The following is a 17,953-nucleotide window of genomic DNA, read 5'->3' as shown; positions in this document are numbered from 1 at the left end:
TAAATTATAGCAACATATATGTTGTTTGCTGTAAAATGGAATGTGGTTTAGAAGGGGATTTTGATTAAATGATCGATGCCGACAAGATAAACATTCTGATTAAAGAAGGAGAAGGCTTAACGGTTGAGTTTAAGGAGAGATACACTCCAAAGATTGACCGTGATATTGTAGCTTTTGCCAATTCAAAGGGCGGATTATTGCTTCTTGGAGTTGATGACAGAGGAAAGGTTGTCGGAGAGACGCTGACCAATAGAATGAAGGCGGAAATAAATGCTATTGCCCGGAACTGTGATCCATCAATTCACATTAAGAAAATCCGTCAGAAGGGAAAGATCGTTGTTGTTGAAGTCGCCGAGGGAGATGAAAAGCCTTACGGCTCATCTTCAGGTTATTACAGGCGGCTTGACGCAGTGACACAGAAGATGACGCAGCGGGAGGTGCGGTCTATCTTTCGTGAAACCGATGAAATATCCTTTGAGGATATCACTTGCAGCGATTCAAATCTTAAGGATATTTCACTTAAGAAAGTGAAAACATTTCTGCAGGAAGCGAATACGCCCTATAAGATCAGCAAGGCAAATCTTGCCGCCTTTCTCACAAGTCTGAGCATTTACAGAAAAGGCAAAATCAACAATGCAGGGGCCTTAATGTTTGCCTCCAAAGTTGAAAAGTTCATCCCTCATTCAGAGAGCATCTTCGCGGCCTTTAAAGGAACTGAAAGAACTAATATTTATGACCGGAAGGATGTGAGAGACGATCTTCTACTGCAGTTCAATGAAGCAGTTGCTTTCCTTAAGAAACATCTGAATGTAAGAAGTGAAATTCGTGAATTTAACCGGTTTGATATTTATGAGATTCCACTGGATGCGTTAAGGGAGGCTGTTGTTAATGCAATTGTACACAGGAATTATGCGATTAAAGGAACCAGTATCTATGTAAGGGTTTTCGATGACCGTGTCGAAATAGAAAACCCTGGAGGATTGGTTGAAGGTATGGCCAAGCGGGATTTCGGCAAGTCTTCTGTAAGACGGAATCCGATCATTGCTGATTTATTTCATCGCATGGATAAAGTTGAACGCATGGGCACAGGCATCAATCGCATGAGGATGCTTATGGTTGAAGCCGGCCTGAAAGAACCTGTCTTTGAAATGGATTCATTCTTCAGGGCCATTTTTTATCGCGATCCACGGTATTCGCTTAAAGCTGGAGAGATAGAGGATACTACCCAGAAAAGTTCCCAGAAAAGTTCCCAGAAAAGTTCCCAGAAAAGTTCCCAGAAAATATTAGATATTATAAAGGAACAGGCAACAGTAACTATTAAGGAGTTAGCTGAAAAACTTGGGATAAGCGACAGGGCTGTTAAAAAAAATATAACAAAACTGAGGGAACAGGGATTACTTAGGCGCGTCGGCCCTGATAGAGGCGGGCATTGGGAGATAGTTGATGTCTAACCCCTCAAAACTTGAACTCACATGGATAGGCAAGGATGAATAGCCGAGGCAAGGGTTGCGTAGGAAACAATAAATAGAAACATATCTGTTGTTTCTTGTAAAATGAAAGTTAAATTAAGGAATGATACTCATGAAGAATCTTTATATAAATGAAATTTTAACTAAAATTCAATCTTCACTTGAAACGGGGAAGTTCATTCCTATTGAAACAGAGATAGTGGAGTTGAAAGGTTTATCAACCGGTGGTGATTGGAAATCCCTCAAAGAAACGGTCTGTGCTTTTCTGAATACAAATGGCGGTTATATTATTGCTGGCATTCATGAAAGGAATATGCAATATGTTTTAAATGGATTTAACAGGGATAATGAGTCAAATCTGATTGACTTACGGTCTAAAATATTTCAGGCAGATAACGGAACTTTTCCTGATTTATCTGATTATCTATCCTTTGAATATGATGATTTTCAAAATACTAATCTGGCAGTTGTCTTGGTCCGTCCGGTACCGGAAGACCTGAAATATTTGAGATTTGACGGTATTTATTATGAGCGTATTTTATCGCAGGACAAAAAGATACTTGATACAAAAATACTCCAGCATCAGGAGTATAAGCAAGAACTTGAGTATGCAAAAGAAATCACACCGATCAAAGAAGCATCTCTTAATGATTTAAGCCTTGATAAGATCAACCATTACATCACGTTGCTTAATAGGGAGATCAGAAAAGAAACCTTAAAGGCGGATTTGCAGCAATCTATGTCTTTCCTTGCAAGACAGTATTTCATGAGGCAGGAGCAGATAACAACGCTTGGGATGCTTATTTGCGGGGATGACCCTTTTCACTTTCTTGAAAACAGGGTGGCAGTTGACTGCTATCTTGATACCGGAGAATCTATTGCGAAAGATAAAAAGATATTCAGAAATGATGTGATAAGCCTTATGGAGGATACCTTCAAATTTGTATGGGGTAATATAAAAATAGGCCGGTCTGTTAGCGAAGGCGGATCAACAGAACCTGAATATTCAGAAGATTTAATAAGAGAAGTCATCAATAATGCGTTAGCACACAGGGATTATTATTCGAATAATTTTATTGCCGTAACTATAAAGCCAAATGAATATCTTGAAATAAGAAATCCCGGCACATTTAAACAGAAACTCACCGTCTCTCATCACACACATGAAATACAGATCAGAAGAATTATTCCCGGCATTCCAGAGACCAAGAATCCCAAGCTTGCTTCTGCTCTGAAGGTATTTGAGAAAATAGAAAGCAGGGGCAGAGGAATGGCTACTTTGGTTAATGCCTGTCTGATAAATAAAACTGACCTGCCATATTATGATCTAAGCAATCCAGATACTATTTGCCTGAGAATTCCGTCAGGTAAATTAATTGATGAACAGATTGAATCGTGGTTGAACAGTTTCAAAAAATACATTCTTAATAAATTGGGTGACAATTTAACTTTTCATCATAAAGCTGTTCTTGCCTATTTTTACAAATCAGAGATTCTCAACCGTAAAAGGCTTTATACAATTCTACTTACTGAAAGTAATAATCACTTCAATGTAATTGAATCTCTAAAAAAGGCAGGACTGATATTTGAACATCCTGTCAGTACAGAGAATGCGCCTCTTTATATGGTTGACAGGGAACTCATGAAAGACGATTTTTCATCAGAGTTAAAAGCGATCTTTGACTCCGAATATATATACCTTGATTCTGTATCTAAAAAAGTACTGAATATTATTTACAGACACACACTTTATAATGAAGAGCCTGTAACTGCAAGACAACTTACTCCTGAAATATACCGTGCCGAGATCGGCTCAAAAATTGATGTGAAGAAATTTGAAAATTTAGGCAGAAAAGTCAGAAATATGTGCAACAAACTAAATAAAAAAACCATATTGATCAAGTCGCCCAAAGGCTACACTCTAAATTCTGATTTCAAGAAACCAAATGACTTGCTTTAATCAATGTCTAAACCCCAAAAACTTGAACTCACATGGATGTGCCTGTTGAGCAGCCGAGGCTATAATAGGATAGCCACTTAGGAGTTTCCTCCTACAAGGTAAGCCCTACTACAACCATCCCGTCTTTATCGGCTTCTTTGATGAATTTTTCTTTATCGATGATTATGCATTTCCCTGCTTCAAGAGCCAGAATTTTCGCGTGCACACTTTTCATGGAGTGAAGCGTATCAATCCCCACAACAGGAACATCAAAGCGCATATCCTGATCAGGCTTGCTTACCTTTATGACAACGGCCCCTTTTCCTGAGAGAGTTCCGCCTCTTTTGATAGCTTCATCAGTCCCTTCTATCGCCTCCACAGCCATAACAGCCTTGTCCTTGACAATTACGGTCTGTCCGATATCAAGCTGCCCCATCTTTTTCGCGAGCTTCCATCCGAATTCTATGTCTTCCAATTCTTCTTTTGTCGGTTTTTTCTTTGTCAGTATTCCTTCAGGCACAAGAGAGTCAGAAGTGAAGGATGTCGTATTCAAGAGCCTTATCCCGTCCTTTTCAAGCTCCTTTACAATCGCAAGCATTATAGTGTCATCCGAGCGGTCCTTCAGTGAAAAGAGCACCTTGGCAGTTCTCATGTCAGGTATGAGCTTCATCTTGTTGCTGTAAAGCAGGCTCTTGGGGACTTTGCCTGCCATCACCGCTTCTGTAACCGACAGTTTTTTCATCAGCGAGATCAGCTTGCCGAAATGTCCGATATTGACCTTATGAAAATCGTCAACAAATTCCCTGAGCGAATCATCGGAAGGCGGCTGAAGGGCGAATCCTGTTACCCGGTAACCTTTTTTTCTCGCTTCTGCCGCCACGATCTTCGGGAGATGCCCCATTCCCGCTATGATGCCTAATGTCCTGGGATGTTCGGTACTGCGTGCTGCCTTTACCGGCATATGCCTCTTTTTGCGCTGTTCTCAATGAACTTCAAAAGGTGCTTTATCTCGTTTGTCTGCTTCAGATCGCTCTTGACCTTATCAATTGCCTCTTTTAGAGTGAGCTTGCTTCTAAAGAGCAATTTGTAAGCGGATTTAAGTTCTTTGATCGAGGAGTCTTTGATCCCCTGGCGTTTGAGCCCTGTTGTATTCAGGCCGAAAAGTTTCGCCCTGTTGCCTGAAGCCATGGTATATGGCGGGACATCCATGCTTACGCCACTTACGCCGCCTATCATGCAGCATGTCCCGATCCTTGCATGCTGGTGTACAGCGACCAGGCCGCCGATGACCGCGAAATCCTCTACTTCAACATGGCCTGCAAGCGTGGTGGTGTTCGCCATTATTATAGAGTTCCCCAGCTTGCAGTCATGTGCAATGTGTGAATATGCCATTATGAAATTGTTGTCCCCGATCTCGGTCAATCCGTTCCCGTCCACTGAGGCGCGGTGAATGGTAACGCTCTCCCTGATGGTATTATTGTTTCCTATCTTCACCATCGTTTTTTCATTCTTATATTTGGTGTCCTGCGGGGCAAGCCCTATCGCTGAGAACGGATATATGACACAGTCGCTTCCGATCTCGGCTTCTTTGATAGTGACATGAGAGACAAGCCTTGTGTTCTTTCCGATCTTGACGCCTTTCCCTATGATGCAGAAGGGGCCTATGTCCACTCCATCGCCAAGTTTGGCAGTGGATGATACTATTGATGTGCTATGTATCTTTGTCTTAGCCATTTTTTGCGCCCTCTGTGACCATTGCGGTAAGTTCAGCCTCTGAGACGAGTTTGCCGTCAACAAATGTCTTGCCGCCGCACTTCCAGACATTGCCTCTATGCTGGATGACATTCAGTTCGAGTCGAAGCTGGTCTCCGGGCACTACAGGCTTTCTGAACTTTGCTTTTTCTATGCTCATGAAAAAAACGGAACTGCCCTCTTTAGCGCCTGACTTAAAGGCAAGAATTCCTGCGACCTGCGCCATCGCCTCAACTATCAAAACCCCCGGCATTACCGGAAAGTCCGGAAAGTGCCCCTGAAAGAAGTGTTCGTTTATTGTCACATTCTTTAAGCCGACAGCCTTGACCCCCGGCTCCAGTTCAAGGATCCTGTCTACCAGAAGAAACGGGAATCTGTGCGGCAGGATATTTTGTATTTCGCGGTTATCCATCATTTTGACTGCCCCTCCTTTGTGATTTTTTTTCCAATTCCTTAAGGCGATTAATGTATTCAGGAAGTTTTGCGATAATGCTCTGCACCCTGAGCCATGTCTTATGCGGCATTGCAAGCGTTCCTGAGAAGATCTCTCCCCCGGTTATATCGCGGAAGACCCCGGACTGGGGAGTGACGATCGCGCCTCTCCCTATTTTGATATGGTCTGCCAGCGCTGACTGCCCTGCAAGTATAACATCGTCACCTATCTCTGTGCTGCCGGCTATGCCTGCCTGGGCCATGATCAGGCAGTTCTTTCCGATCCTGACGTTATGCGCGATATGCACGAGGTTATCGATCTTGGTGCCGGCTCCGATTGTAGTGCGGCTCTTCTTCATGGCAGCCCTGTCAATAGTGACATTTGCCCCGATTTCTACATCGTCTTCAATAATAACTCCCCCGACCTGGGGGATCTTATGGTTTGTGCCCTTTTCATTGACAAATCCGAACCCGTCAGAGCCTATAACAGCGCCTGCGTGTATGATCACCCGCCTGCCGACTGATGTTTCTCCATATATGGATACATTGGGATATATGACGGAATCATCACCTATTGTCACTCCTTCCCCGATATGGGAACCGGGATATATTGTGACCCCGGAGCCGAGTGATACGCCATCTCCGATAAAAGACAGGGGATGGACATTGACGTCATTGCCAAATTTCACGTTCTTCCCTATGGCCGCCTTTTCGCTTATGCCTATAGCCGTTCGGGGCTTTACATAAAGAATTCTTTGAAGTACGGCAAAGGCATATTGGGGATTATCGACTATCAGTGAGTTAGCGGCGAGGCCTTTGAATTCTTTTTTCAGTATTACCGCAGAGGCCCTTGTATTGCGGATCTCATTGGCGTATTTTTTTGCTGAAACAAAAGTAATGTCGCCCGGAGCAGCATCGCGGATGCCGGACGCCCCGGTTATCTCAACCCCGGGGTCTCCGGATATTTCAGCGCCGATCAGGCCAGCCGCTTCCTTCAGTTTCATGGTTTTGCGGCAGCGGCTGTTTCGTTGAAGCTCTTGATGACCTTATCGGTCAGGTCAAATCCTTTAGGCATGTAAAGTATGCCGCCTTCAAATACTTCGAAAATAGCGGTGTAGCCTTCTTTTTCCCCTAACTTCTCAATAATAACTCTGAGTTCTGTCGCTATGTGCTGAAGATATTCTTCTCTTTTTTTCTGGAGGTCTTCTTCAGAGTCCTTTGCCATTCTCTGTATTTCTTTGACCATCTTTTCGCGCTCACTCTGCTTTTTCTTGAGGGTTTCAGGTGTCATGACAGATGCCTGTTTGGCCATTTCTTCTTCAAGTTTTTTGTTCTCATTTCCTTTGGCGTCTATAACCTCTTTCTTTTCGTTGAACATTTTCTCAAGAGTGCTTGTTGCCTCTTTTCCCTGGTCTGATTCACTTACGGCTTTTGCAAAATCGACATATCCGATCTTTATTTCTCCGGCGTGCGCGCTGAAGCTGAATAATGATAATGCAGCAAACAACAAGATGATCCTTTTCATGCATCCCCCTTAAAGTAGTGTAAATATATTTTGAAGTTTTGCTTGTGAGGTTAGAAGACCCCGCCCATTGTAAATTCTATCTTGCTTGAACTCTCATCGATCTGCTTGTCAAGATTATATCCCCATTCAAGCCTGATAGGGCCGAAAGGAGATGTCCACCTGACGCCTACGCCTGTAGTCGGCCTGAGTTCGTTGATATAGATCTTTTCATTATTCTCAAAGGCCCTGCCTGCATCAAAGAATGCAACGCCTTTCAACTTGGCTTCTTTCGCAAGCGGGAAGATGAACTCGGCATTAAAGATAACTTCCTTGTTGCCGCCGATCCTTTCCCCGTTGGGGTTTCTCGGGCCTGCTTCACCGAATGAAAGGCCCCTTACCGTATTTATTCCGCCGACATAGAATCTTTCATATATCGGAAGTTCCTTTTCATTGAATCCTGAGGCATACCCGGCCCGGCCCCTGAGACTGAAGACGGTATCCCAGAAGAGAGGGAAATAGCGGCCGGAATCAATGATCCCCTTTACAAAGTAGTTGTCTCCTCCCAGGCCGGCAACAGTTGTATAAAGCGCCGTCCTTGCGCCTGTTGTGGTGTCTATATAATTATCCCGTGTGTCCTTCCATATGGAAGGGCTTATGCTGCTCGTGATGCTTTTGCCTTTCTGGTCTGAGATGAGTGAGGATGCTCCCTCAGCCACATCCGTGATCTCAACACTCTCAAAATTATAGATGATGTTTCCGGCGACATATTCTGACAGTTCTTTGCCCAATCCTACTGAACCGCCGGTCGTTTTTTTGTCGTAGTCCGGATACTCATATGACTCGTTATACAGCGACATAGATGCCGATACGGGTTTATCCATAAACCACGGGTCTCTAAGCGAGATATTGTAATTGGTCCTTGTGGCGCTTAATTCTGCCTTGAGCTTCAGATAAAGGCCTTTGCCGAAAAGGTTTGCCTGGGTGACCTCGCCCATGACCATGAATTTATCTACCGAGCTGTATCCGCCTCCGACGCTCAGCATGCCGGTCAGTTTTTCTTCTACCTTTACATGCAGGTCGATAAGCGATTCATCAACCCTTGGAAGCGGGGTGATATTAACGCTTTCAAAAAAATCGAGGTTTGTAATTCTCTGATAGCTTCTTTTAAGGAGCCTGCTGTTGAATGTCTGGCCTTCATCAAGCCTCATCTCTCTTCTTATGACTTTATCGCGTGTCTTTTTATTGCCTGATATCTCGATCCTGCCGATGGAGAAGACAGCGCCTTCTGTTATAGACATGGTGATATTCGCGGCCTTTTTTCCGTTGTCAACATCTATCAGCGGATTGATATCAGCCCTGGCGTAGCCTTTTTCCATATAAAGCTCAACAATATTGTCTATATCCGTTCTGAGAGCGCTTCTGTCAAATATCTCTCCGGAAACGGTCTTCAGCCCGGCAGAGAGCCGGCTGCTTTCAAAGACGGCATTTCCTGCGAACTTTACGTCTCCGACCCTGTACTGATCGCCTTCAGATATATTGATCTTGATGAAGAGCTTTGTTTTTTCCGGGTTCAATGTTATCTCAGGCTCGGATATGACAACGTAGATGTAACCTTTGCTGTTATAAAGTTCCCTGATCCTTTCGATATCAACGCTTAGCAGGTCCTTGCTGTATTTGCCTGAGCTTGTAATGAACGAAAAAAGCCACCATTCTTTTGTGGCCATCACTTTTTCTATTTCCCTGTCGGAAAGCGCGGAGTTTCCTTCAATATTAATATCTTTGATCACGACCTTTTTCCCTTCTTCAACCTGAAAGGTCAGAGCGACCGCGTCTTCGGAGATCTCCCTTATGACCGGAATTACCCTTGCGTGCCAGTATCCCTCTGACTGGTAAAATGACACTATCTTCTCAACATTGTCAGCGATCAGCGGAGGGTTGGCGATCGCACCGGAAGCAATGGTTGCCTTCTCCCTGAGTTTTTCCGCATCAAACTCCTTGTTCCCCTGGAAATCTATGCTGGCTATCGCAGGCTTCTCTTTCAGTGTGAAGATAAGTTTGACCCCGCCTTCAAACTGCTCGATATCTACACTGATATCGTCAAAGTATCCGATGCTGTAGATGCTCTTTATATCATCATGAACCGTGCTTTCCGAGAAAGGTTCCCCGGCAAGGCTTTTCATCTTTGAACGAATGGCCGCTTCTTCTATCTTCCGGTTACCGGTGATATCAATAGATTTGATCAGGGGCGCGGCCTCGGTTGTGCCCGGAAGGATTGCCGCAAGGATAAAGGCTGAGATGGCCAGAAAGACTGTCAGACAGATCAGGCTGTTAATGTTTTTTGCAGGGGGGTTTTGTAGGCCGGTTTTATTTATCACGCAATGCTCCTTGTCTAAAAATAAATGTTAGTATAGCACTATGATTACCTAAAATCCAACTTAATTCTATGGTATATATATGATATGATACCTGTTGAAATTTAATGATTATGCTAAAATAATTTTCACATAACATCCGGCAAAATACACAAACAGAGGAGTTTTTTTGGAAGAGAGATATACACCGCAGGAGATTGAGGAGAGGTGGCAGAAATACTGGGAGGATGAAGGCCTTTTCAGGGTCACGGAGCGTTCCGATGCCCCGAAATTCTACTGCCTTGAGATGTTCCCTTATCCTTCGGGCAAGATACACATGGGCCATGTCAGGAACTATGTGATAGGCGATGTTATCTCCAGGTATAAGAGGCTGAGGGGGTTTAATGTCCTGCATCCTATGGGATGGGACGCATTCGGTATGCCTGCCGAGAATGCAGCCATTAAGAATAAGACACATCCTTCGAAATGGACGTATGAAAACATAGATTACATGAGGATGCAGTTAAAAAGGCTCGGCCTCAGTTTTGACTGGTCAAGGGAGTTCGCCACCTGCGACCCCGGATATTACCGGTGGAACCAGTGGTTCTTTATCAGGATGCTGGAGAAGGGGCTGGCATATAAAAAGCTCTCGCCTGTTAACTGGTGCCCTTCCTGCGAGACGGTCCTTGCGAACGAGCAGGTCATAGATGAACAGTGCTGGCGTTGTGACAGTACTGTGAACAAGAAAGACCTGGAACAGTGGTTCTTCAAGATCACATCTTATGCTGATGAACTTCTCAGTGACCTTGATAGCCTTAAAGACTGGCCTGAAAAAGTACTCGCGATGCAGCATAACTGGATCGGGCGGAGCGAGGGTGCGGATGTTAACTTCAAGGTGATAGGCACTAACAAGACGATAAGGGTATTTACCACAAGGGCTGATACTCTATACGGGGCCACATTCTTAAGCATCGCAAAGGGGCATTCATTTATCTCAGAGGAGATCAAGGATAAAAAGGTGCTGTCTGATATTGAGTCGCTTTCAGATGACCCTGAAGAAAAGGAAGGGGTCTTTACCCGCTACTACGCGCTTCATCCGCTGACAAACAAGAAGATGCCGATATGGGTCTCTAATTTTGTTCTTATGGGATATGGAACCGGCGCTGTTATGGCTGTTCCTTCACATGACCAGAGAGATTTTGATTTTGCAAAAAAATATCATATCCCTTTAAAGACCGTTGTCTTATCACTTGACAAGGTGCAGCACATGGATATGACAGAGGCCTTTGAAGATGAGGGAATACTGGTTGAATCGGCACAGTTCACAGGGCTTCACAGCAGAGAGGCAAAAGAGAAGATAGCACTCTATCTTGAAACCAAGGGTGTCGGGAAGAAGGTTGTCAATTACAGGCTGCGTGACTGGGGGATATCCCGTCAAAGGTATTGGGGAACCCCGATACCTGTCATCTATTGCAAATCCTGCGGCATAGTCACAGTTCCTGAGGATGAGCTGCCGGTTCTCCTTCCGCAGGATGTCACTATAACGGCAAAGGGCGGATCCCCTTTAGCCGAACTTATGGATTTTGTCATTACCAAATGCCCGAAGTGCGGAGGCCGCGCAAGGAGAGAGACCGATACCATGGATACTTTTGTTGATTCATCATGGTATTTTCTGAGATACACATCCCCGAAGTCCTCTGATAAAGCGCTTGATCCTGCGGCTGCTGAATACTGGATGCCGGTTGACCAGTATGTCGGCGGCGTAGAACATGCCGTCCTGCATCTGCTGTATTCAAGGTTCTTCACCAAGGTGGTGAGGGATCTGGGACTGATAAAGGAGGGCGAGCCTTTCAGGAAACTGCTTACGCAGGGCATGGTCATAAAAGACGGCGCCAAGATGTCCAAATCCAAGGGAAATGTAGTGGATCCGGACTATCTTATTAAAAAGTTCGGCACCGATACAATGAGGATATTCTGCCTCTTTGCCGCGCCGCCTGAAAAAGACCTTGAGTGGTCTGACAAGGGTGTTGAGGGCGCTTCCCGTTTTCTTAACAGGGTATGGGGGCTTGTTTACAGATATCATAATGAACGCTCCGGCCGCGGCGCGGAAGAACTTTCCGGCCTTTCCGGTTTGTCAGACAGCGCCAAAGGGCTGCTTCGCAAGACACATCAGACCATCAAGAAGGTGACGGACAGTGTAGAACGTGATTATCATTTTAATACCGCTATCGCAGCCTTGATGGAACTGGTCAATGAAGCCACTGCCTTCAGCCCTGAGAGCGTTCATGACACCGGTGTATCCAGGTTCTGTATTAAGCATGTAATTCTTCTTCTATCGCCTTTTGCGCCGCATATATCCGAAGAACTCTGGAAAGAGATCGGCGAAGATAAAGGCATCCATAGTAAAGAGTGGCCTGTCTGGGACGAGGAGTTAGTAAAGGAAGATGTCATTGAACTGGTTGTCCAGATAAACGGCAAGGTTAGAAGCAAGTGTATGATCCGGGCCGGGCTTGATGATGAGGCTGTCAGGGAACTGGCCTTTAACAGTCCGAAGATACAGGATTACCTGAAAGGAATGACGCCCGGGAAGGTGATAGTTATTAAGGGCAAGCTGGTTAACATCGTTATATAAATGAAAAATATAAATTGCGTATCAGGGCCAGTTATCAGCAGGCGGGGATGGAATGGTATATATTTCCTGCTTCTTGTTTTTCCGTTCTTCTTTGTCAGTTCCTGCGGCTACAGCATCATAGGGTCAAAAAATCTGCCTTTTAACTCCATTACCATCAGGCAGGTTCAGAACAACACGTATGAGCCGAGACTTGAGGACAGGCTTCATTACGCGCTCTCAAAGGAGTTTTTGGCACATGGGGTAAAGGTCATGTCTGCCGGCGGCGATGTTTCCCTTGACACAACGATAGCAACTTTTATGTTGAGCACCATCGCGGCTGTTGACGAACGCATAAAGGAACAGGAGCTGCTCCTGAAGGTAGATATGAGGCTGACTGACGGCGGCAGTATCACTGAATTTGTCTCGGTGGAGTCGCCTATAAGGATCACATTTGAGACTACGGGAACAGTGAGCGAGTATGTTGTTCAGAAGGAGAGGGCTATAGACAAGGCCTTTACCGAGATCGCCAGGGAGATAGTCAGCAGGATAATAATCCGGTATGTTGAATAGCGCTCTCGATAAGGAAATTGAGAAAGGCCTTCCGCAAAATCTCTATTACTTCTGGAGTGAAGAAGACTATTTTCTCGATGATGTTTTAAAGAAAGCTGTTGAAAGGGTTGTATCTTCATCTCAGGCTGATTTCAATTATGACCTCTTTTACCCTTCTTCCGACCCCGGCCAGATAATTGACGCCGCATCTACCTTGCCTTTCATGGCAACCAGGCGATTAGTTGTGCTTAAGGGGTTCCATCAATACTCAAAGGCATCTGTTGATTCCCTGCTCCCGTATTTCATGAAGCCGTCTGAAAACACCTGTATGCTTGTCCTCTCGCAAAAGGCGCCGGCCAAGAAGCTGTCTGATATACCATGGAAGTTGTTTAAACTCGGGATAGAGGAGAGGGATATCCCGGCATGGATCAAGCGGCTTGCAGCTGACAAGGGCATTCAGATGACAGGCGAAGCAATAGGCTGCCTTATCGATTACGTCGGGTTTGACGCCGGGCTGCTTGCCTCTGAGGTTGATAAGCTCTCAATGTCGGGCAAAAAGAGGATAGATGAAAATGATATAACCTCATCAATAAGCGCTGTCAGGGAGTACACCACTTTTAATCTTATTGACGCGCTGGTCGCGGAGCACAGGACAAGGGCGTTCATGATACTTGAATCCATCCTTGCGGAAAAGATGCTTGCAACCTCTGTACTGGGGACGCTCAACTGGCACTACCGGGAGTTCTACGACCTCTGGCTTAATAAGGGGAAGAAGCCCCAGAAGATGAGGATGTCAACTTACAACATGCTTTCTAAACATCTCAGGTCATACAACGAAGATGCTTTTCAGGGTATATTTCAGGCCCTGCATGAGGCTGACGCGGCTATAAAGAGCAGCGGAAGGCCTGAGCTTGTATTAGAGATATTGATTATCAGGCTGCTTCAGAAGAGGAGAGTGAGTTGACAAGCTTTGTAATACGGGATATCTTCCTGGAAGCGGTGCTTTTGTGGATTATTCCATTCTTCGCAGCCTTGTCGATCGCTGAGACCGCTGTTGTCAAAGCAGCCTTTGCGTTTTCAATGTTCTTGCTCTTGACCTCTGCCTCGATCTTCTTGGTAAGGGTCTTTATCAAGCTCTTTACGGAGCGGTTCTTGTCTGTTTTTGCTATTGCCTGCCTCACTCTTTTGAGTGTTGACAGATTCTTTTTGACTGCGGGCTTAGTAGCCAATGCTCTACCTCCAACTATCTGTTAGTCTTGGTCTTAATTGAGTAATTAAATTACATCATGGAAGATAATAAAGTCAAGCTATATGGATGAAAAAAGAAAAATAACAAAGGCTGCGGGACTGATGTCTGCGGCAACCCTTATCAGCCGGATACTCGGTTTTGCAAGGGATATGATATTTGCGCGGTATTTCGGAGCGACAGGGCTTTCCGATACCTTTTTTGCCGCCTTCAGGATACCGAACCTGTTAAGGGAGCTTTTTGCCGAAGGTTCCATGTCGGCCGCGCTTATCCCGGTCTTGACCGAATACAGGCAGAAACAGGGAGAGGAAGAGGTGAACCGGCTTGTGAAGATAGCCTTCACCTTCGTTGTCATTGCTGCCGGAACGGTCTGCATCCTGGGCATTATCTTTTCTCCGGAAATAGTTACCGCGCTTGCGCCGGGATTTTTAAGCTCTCCGGAAAAGTTCTCGCTCACCGTGCTTTTGACAAGGATAATGATGCCGTTCCTTTTATTCATAAGCCTTGCCGCTCTGGTCATGGGCGCGCTGAATATCAAGAAGGTCTTTTTTATCCCGGCCCTCGCGCCCGCAATGCTCAACATTACCCTGATAATAAGTATTTTGATCTTTGAATCAAGGTCGCAGCAGCCTATCATAGTTGCCGCGATAGGCATGATGGTCGGCGGATTTGTACAGTTCGCCTTCCAGCTTCCGGCATTTTTCAGGAACAAATACAGGCTCGGCTTTAATATGAATTTCAGCCACCCCGGCATTAAAAAAATGGCGCTCCTGCTGATACCTGCCACGCTTGCCTTATCGGTAAATCAGATAAATATCGTAGTGAGCAATATCCTCGCTTCATTTCTGCCTTCAGGGAGCATCACATATCTTTTCTACTCCATGAGGCTGATTCAGTTTCCCATCGGCATGTTCGGCGTTGCAATGGGAATGGCGATCCTCCCGGCCCTTTCAGCGCATGCTGCAAAAGGGGATTTTGATGAGCTGAGGAGCGACTTCTCGTTTGCCTTGCGGCTGCTCTTTTTTATAACGATACCTTCAATGGCAGGACTGATATTCCTGAGAGAACCGATAGTCAATATACTTTTCCAGAGAGGGAAGTTCGACTATGCCGCCACGGCAGGGACCGCGCAGGCGCTGCTTTTTTATGCATTGGGGATATGGGCCATCGTCGGCATGAGGATAGTTACCGCAGGCTTTTATTCCATGCAGAATACGAAGACGCCGGTGAAGGTCGCCGCAATTGCCATGCTGACAAATATTACCATGAGCCTCATATTAATGAAGCCGATGCAGCACAGCGGGCTTGCCCTTGCCAATTCCATAGCCGCAACAGTGAATTTCGGCATTCTGTTTTTCATGCTGAAGAAAAAACTCGGAAGGCTTGACGGCAGGAATATAGGCATCTCTTTTTTTAAAGTATCCATAGCCTCCGCTGTGACAGGGCTTTTAAGCTGGTTCATTATAAGGAATGATATATGGATGCAGAGCGGGATAACCTTGGAGAAGGCCGGACTATTAACCGTCGCGATAGCGGTCTTTCTTGCTGTATATGTTTTACTTATGCATTTACTTGGAAGCGAGGAGCTGAAGCATTTAATAAAGATATACAAAGAACGGAAGGGCAGGGTATAATCACTTTTTCAAATCAGGAGGAGTCATGTTAATAAAGAAATTTGTTGTAGGGCCGCTTCAGGAAAACTGTTATATCGTCGTAGATGAAAAGACAAAACAGGCGATAGTTATAGACCCCGGTGATGAGGGCGACAGGATCAATGATGCCATAAAGGCTGAGGGGCTGACTATCACCGCGATAATATGCACGCACGCCCATTTTGACCACGTTGGCGCCGCGGGTGAGATAAAGGCAGCGACAGGCGCAACGATACTGATACATAAAGAGGATCTTGAGACATATAATATGGCAAAAGAGCATGCCTTGTTCTGGGGCTTTGATGTGGCAGACCTTCCTGATCCGGATGGTTTCCTCTCGGAAGGGGATGAAGTGAAGCCGGGCGGGCTTAACTTCAAGGTCATTCATGTTCCGGGACACAGCCCCGGCGGCATATGCCTTTATGGCGAGGGCGTTTTGATGGCAGGTGACACCATCTTTCAGGGTTCAGTGGGAAGGACGGACTTCCCCGGGGGCAGCCATGAGAGATTGAAAGATTCATTCAGGCGGCTGCTTGAGCTTCCTGATGATACAAAGGTATATGCAGGCCACGGCAATGAGACGACTATAGGCCGCGAGAAGAGAGATAACTTCTTTGTGAACGAGCTTTAGATAAATTGAGGCTCATTGTTGGATAGTATGGGTAACATCTATGAATCAGGATATCATTATTGTTATCCCCCACTTTAGAAAAGGGGGGTAGGGGGGATTTGAAGACTTGTCAGGTAACTGTGCTTTCTTATAATAAAAGATTACAACCATTTGCAAGAAGCCTGAGAAGTAATATGACTGATGCAGAGAAATTGCTATGGTCAAAAATCAGAAGAAAGCAATTAAAATGATTTCAATTTTACCGGCAGAAGATTATTGGCAATTATATTGCTGATTTCTACTGTCATGAATTAAAGCTAATCATAGAAGTTGATGGCGGCCAACATTACAGTCATGAAGGCAGAGAGAATGATAACATGAGAGATTCTTACATGGCAGGAGCAGGGATAACCGTTGTCAGGTTTTCAGATATAGATGTATTAAAGAATCTTGAAGCTGTTCTGGAAGAAATATGGAAGAGATTAGAATTAAAAAATCCCCCTTCATCCCCCTTTTTCAAAGGGGGAGACAGAAATCAAACTCTTAAGCGAAGACACTAAATTGAAGAACCCTTTTTACATTTTAGATGTCTTTGCACCGGAGAAATACTGCGGGAACCAGCTTGCTGTTGTCAGGCACGCAGTTTCGATATCTGATGCTGTCATGCAGAAGATAGCAAAGGAGATCAACTTCTCTGAGACGGCATTCATACTCTCAGATGACAAACGCGATGGCGCATTCGATGTGCGCATCTTCACTCCGGCGCAGGAGGTTCCTTTTGCAGGCCATCCTGTATTAGGCACGGCATATGTAATACAGCAGGAGATCATCAAGGAACCTGCCGGATCATTAATACTCAACCTCAAGATAGGCCAGATAGCGGTCACTATCAGTTACAAAGATAATTCTCCTGAGACATTATGGATGAGGCAGATACAGCCTGTCTTTGGCAAGGTTATAGGCGCTGAAGTTATCGCTGAAGTTCTTGGGCTTGACGCAGATGAGATTGACAGCAGATATCCTGTTCAGGAAGTATCAATCGGCCTACCGTTTATTATTGTTCCGCTGAAGGGGATGAAGGCTATAAAGAAGTGCAGAATTAACAGAGATAAATACTTTGAACTTATCAATAAGACCGAAGCCAAGGCTCTCTTTGTCTTTTCACCAGAGACTTATGAAGATGGCAATGACCTCAATGCAAGGATGTTCGCAGACTACTACGGCATACCTGAAGACCCGGCAACAGGAAGCGCGAACGGCTGTCTTGGCGGATATCTTGTGAAGAACGGTTATTTTAAAAAGAAGCAGATAGCTGTGCGGGTTGAACAGGGCTATGAGATAGGGAGGCGGTCTCTGATCCTTGTTAATGCGGAAGAGAAGGATGGGTCTATCGATATATCAGTCGGCGGAAAGGTTATGATGGTCAGCAGGGGTAAACTGGCGTAACGGTTTACTTCTAAATCAACTGATCTGCCGGGGCTGAGGGGATATTAGGAGTAAGAAGGGTTGGAGTTTATTTTTATGGATCAACTCCATACCAAGAAATTGAGATTAAGTTATCATTCTTGAAAGTTAAATCTAATCCTCGATAATCAATAATTTCGTCGCCCTTCCGAGTCTCCCAACCTATGTTTGTTTTATTATTTTTAATTTCAATTTTAGTTCCTAATATATTTTCTATTTCTTCTTTTTTCATATTTAATCTCTTAGGGTCTAATTCCCCGCAGCTCTGCTGCGATCTGATATGATGAGGAATGAGTCAGTACATACATAAAAGCCACAATGTTTCTGTATTGATGTATCACTTGGTGTGTCCAGCGAAATATCGGAGAGTTGTT

At 45.0% G+C, this 17,953-nt stretch carries 17 protein-coding genes and 1 pseudogene; 10 read left to right on the top strand and 8 right to left on the bottom strand.

Features of this window, described 5'->3' with window-relative positions:
- Positions 1-68: 68 nt before the first annotated feature.
- Both HY807_12255 and HY807_12250 read left to right on the top strand, forming a co-directional pair.
- The gene (locus tag HY807_12255; GenBank protein MBI4827171.1) at positions 69-1,451 is read left to right on the top strand and encodes a putative DNA binding domain-containing protein; all 1,383 of its coding nucleotides are present in this window, start codon (positions 69-71) and stop codon (positions 1,449-1,451) included.
- Between the two features lie 130 nt (positions 1,452-1,581).
- Complete coding sequence (locus tag HY807_12250; protein MBI4827170.1) at positions 1,582-3,429, top strand: putative DNA binding domain-containing protein; 1,848 nt, start codon at positions 1,582-1,584, stop codon at positions 3,427-3,429.
- A gap of 91 nt (positions 3,430-3,520) precedes the next feature.
- Here HY807_12250 and lpxI read toward each other — a convergent pair whose 3' ends face one another.
- Genes lpxI through bamA form a run of 6 tightly spaced genes read right to left on the bottom strand, consistent with a single transcriptional unit; the run spans position 3,521 to position 9,471 of the window.
- Positions 3,521-4,369: a UDP-2,3-diacylglucosamine diphosphatase LpxI gene (gene lpxI, locus HY807_12245; protein ID MBI4827169.1), complete on the bottom strand. Its 849-nt coding sequence runs from the start codon at positions 4,367-4,369 to the stop codon at positions 3,521-3,523.
- The gene (gene lpxA, locus HY807_12240) at positions 4,360-5,142 is read right to left on the bottom strand and encodes an acyl-ACP--UDP-N-acetylglucosamine O-acyltransferase (GenBank protein MBI4827168.1); all 783 of its coding nucleotides are present in this window, start codon (positions 5,140-5,142) and stop codon (positions 4,360-4,362) included. Before lpxA ends, lpxI begins: the two co-directional genes overlap by 10 nt.
- Entirely contained in the window at positions 5,135-5,575 is a 441-nt protein-coding gene (gene fabZ / locus HY807_12235) for a 3-hydroxyacyl-ACP dehydratase FabZ (GenBank protein ID MBI4827167.1), read from the bottom strand. Before fabZ ends, lpxA begins: the two co-directional genes overlap by 8 nt.
- On the bottom strand, positions 5,565-6,596 hold the full coding sequence (gene lpxD, locus HY807_12230; GenBank protein MBI4827166.1) for a UDP-3-O-(3-hydroxymyristoyl)glucosamine N-acyltransferase: 1,032 nt from the start codon (positions 6,594-6,596) through the stop codon (positions 5,565-5,567). The genes fabZ and lpxD overlap by 11 nt, the downstream gene beginning before the upstream one ends.
- Positions 6,593-7,117, bottom strand: a complete 525-nt coding sequence (locus HY807_12225; GenBank protein ID MBI4827165.1) for an OmpH family outer membrane protein — start codon at positions 7,115-7,117, stop codon at positions 6,593-6,595. Before HY807_12225 ends, lpxD begins: the two co-directional genes overlap by 4 nt.
- A gap of 50 nt (positions 7,118-7,167) precedes the next feature.
- Entirely contained in the window at positions 7,168-9,471 is a 2,304-nt protein-coding gene (gene bamA / locus HY807_12220) for an outer membrane protein assembly factor BamA (protein MBI4827164.1), read from the bottom strand.
- Between the two features lie 166 nt (positions 9,472-9,637).
- On the opposite strand from bamA, the gene HY807_12215 reads away from it, so the two are divergent.
- Genes HY807_12215 through holA form a run of 3 tightly spaced genes read left to right on the top strand, consistent with a single transcriptional unit; the run spans position 9,638 to position 13,571 of the window.
- Positions 9,638-12,079, top strand: a complete 2,442-nt coding sequence (locus HY807_12215) for a leucine--tRNA ligase (GenBank protein MBI4827163.1) — start codon at positions 9,638-9,640, stop codon at positions 12,077-12,079.
- Positions 12,080-12,628 (top strand): hypothetical protein, encoded by a 549-nt coding sequence (locus tag HY807_12210; protein ID MBI4827162.1) that lies wholly within the window; start codon positions 12,080-12,082, stop codon positions 12,626-12,628.
- Complete coding sequence (gene holA, locus HY807_12205) at positions 12,618-13,571, top strand: DNA polymerase III subunit delta (GenBank protein ID MBI4827161.1); 954 nt, start codon at positions 12,618-12,620, stop codon at positions 13,569-13,571. The genes HY807_12210 and holA overlap by 11 nt, the downstream gene beginning before the upstream one ends.
- Here the strand turns inward: holA and rpsT are convergent.
- Positions 13,540-13,806, bottom strand: a complete 267-nt coding sequence (gene rpsT / locus HY807_12200) for a 30S ribosomal protein S20 (protein MBI4827160.1) — start codon at positions 13,804-13,806, stop codon at positions 13,540-13,542. The genes holA and rpsT overlap by 32 nt on opposite strands.
- A gap of 112 nt (positions 13,807-13,918) precedes the next feature.
- On the opposite strand from rpsT, the gene murJ reads away from it, so the two are divergent.
- From murJ to HY807_12180, 4 genes and pseudogenes are all read left to right on the top strand, one after another.
- Positions 13,919-15,487, top strand: coding sequence for a murein biosynthesis integral membrane protein MurJ (murJ, locus tag HY807_12195; GenBank protein ID MBI4827159.1), 1,569 nt, complete (start codon positions 13,919-13,921; stop codon positions 15,485-15,487).
- A 25-nt stretch (positions 15,488-15,512) separates the two neighbouring features.
- Complete coding sequence (locus HY807_12190; protein ID MBI4827158.1) at positions 15,513-16,136, top strand: MBL fold metallo-hydrolase; 624 nt, start codon at positions 15,513-15,515, stop codon at positions 16,134-16,136.
- Positions 16,137-16,255: 119 nt separating this feature from the next.
- Positions 16,256-16,675 (top strand): annotated as a pseudogene (locus HY807_12185) (endonuclease domain-containing protein).
- A 1-nt stretch (position 16,676) separates the two neighbouring features.
- Entirely contained in the window at positions 16,677-17,561 is an 885-nt protein-coding gene (locus HY807_12180) for a PhzF family phenazine biosynthesis protein (GenBank protein MBI4827157.1), read from the top strand.
- 73 nt (positions 17,562-17,634) lie between these two features.
- Here HY807_12180 and HY807_12175 read toward each other — a convergent pair whose 3' ends face one another.
- Entirely contained in the window at positions 17,635-17,811 is a 177-nt protein-coding gene (locus tag HY807_12175; GenBank protein ID MBI4827156.1) for a hypothetical protein, read from the bottom strand.
- A 58-nt stretch (positions 17,812-17,869) separates the two neighbouring features.
- Here HY807_12175 and HY807_12170 point away from each other — a divergent pair.
- Positions 17,870-17,953, top strand: an 84-nt coding sequence (locus tag HY807_12170) for an IS200/IS605 family transposase (protein MBI4827155.1), incomplete at its 3' end; no start/stop codon positions are given.

It is taken from the genome of Nitrospirota bacterium (assembly GCA_016207885.1).
Taxonomy (GTDB): domain Bacteria; phylum Nitrospirota; class Thermodesulfovibrionia; order UBA6902; family UBA6902; genus JACQZG01.
Note: the sequence above shows the minus strand (reverse complement) of the source record. Positions and strands in the feature narration are given on the sequence as shown.

What these genes read in the sequence shown, in the direction of transcription:
- HY807_12225 (MBI4827165.1), bottom strand. Translation starts at nt 7,117, where the DNA reads ATGAAAAGGATCATCTTGTTGTTTGCTGCATTATCATTATTCAGCTTC.
- HY807_12190 (MBI4827158.1), top strand. Translation starts at nt 15,513, where the DNA reads ATGTTAATAAAGAAATTTGTTGTAGGGCCGCTTCAGGAAAACTGTTAT.
- lpxD (MBI4827166.1), bottom strand. Translation starts at nt 6,596, where the DNA reads ATGAAACTGAAGGAAGCGGCTGGCCTGATCGGCGCTGAAATATCCGGA.
- HY807_12255 (MBI4827171.1), top strand. Translation starts at nt 69, where the DNA reads ATGATCGATGCCGACAAGATAAACATTCTGATTAAAGAAGGAGAAGGC.
- lpxI (MBI4827169.1), bottom strand. Translation starts at nt 4,369, where the DNA reads ATGCCGGTAAAGGCAGCACGCAGTACCGAACATCCCAGGACATTAGGC.
- lpxA (MBI4827168.1), bottom strand. Translation starts at nt 5,142, where the DNA reads ATGGCTAAGACAAAGATACATAGCACATCAATAGTATCATCCACTGCC.
- fabZ (MBI4827167.1), bottom strand. Translation starts at nt 5,575, where the DNA reads ATGATGGATAACCGCGAAATACAAAATATCCTGCCGCACAGATTCCCG.
- holA (MBI4827161.1), top strand. Translation starts at nt 12,618, where the DNA reads ATGTTGAATAGCGCTCTCGATAAGGAAATTGAGAAAGGCCTTCCGCAA.
- HY807_12250 (MBI4827170.1), top strand. Translation starts at nt 1,582, where the DNA reads ATGAAGAATCTTTATATAAATGAAATTTTAACTAAAATTCAATCTTCA.
- HY807_12210 (MBI4827162.1), top strand. Translation starts at nt 12,080, where the DNA reads ATGAAAAATATAAATTGCGTATCAGGGCCAGTTATCAGCAGGCGGGGA.
- murJ (MBI4827159.1), top strand. Translation starts at nt 13,919, where the DNA reads ATGGATGAAAAAAGAAAAATAACAAAGGCTGCGGGACTGATGTCTGCG.
- HY807_12175 (MBI4827156.1), bottom strand. Translation starts at nt 17,811, where the DNA reads ATGAAAAAAGAAGAAATAGAAAATATATTAGGAACTAAAATTGAAATT.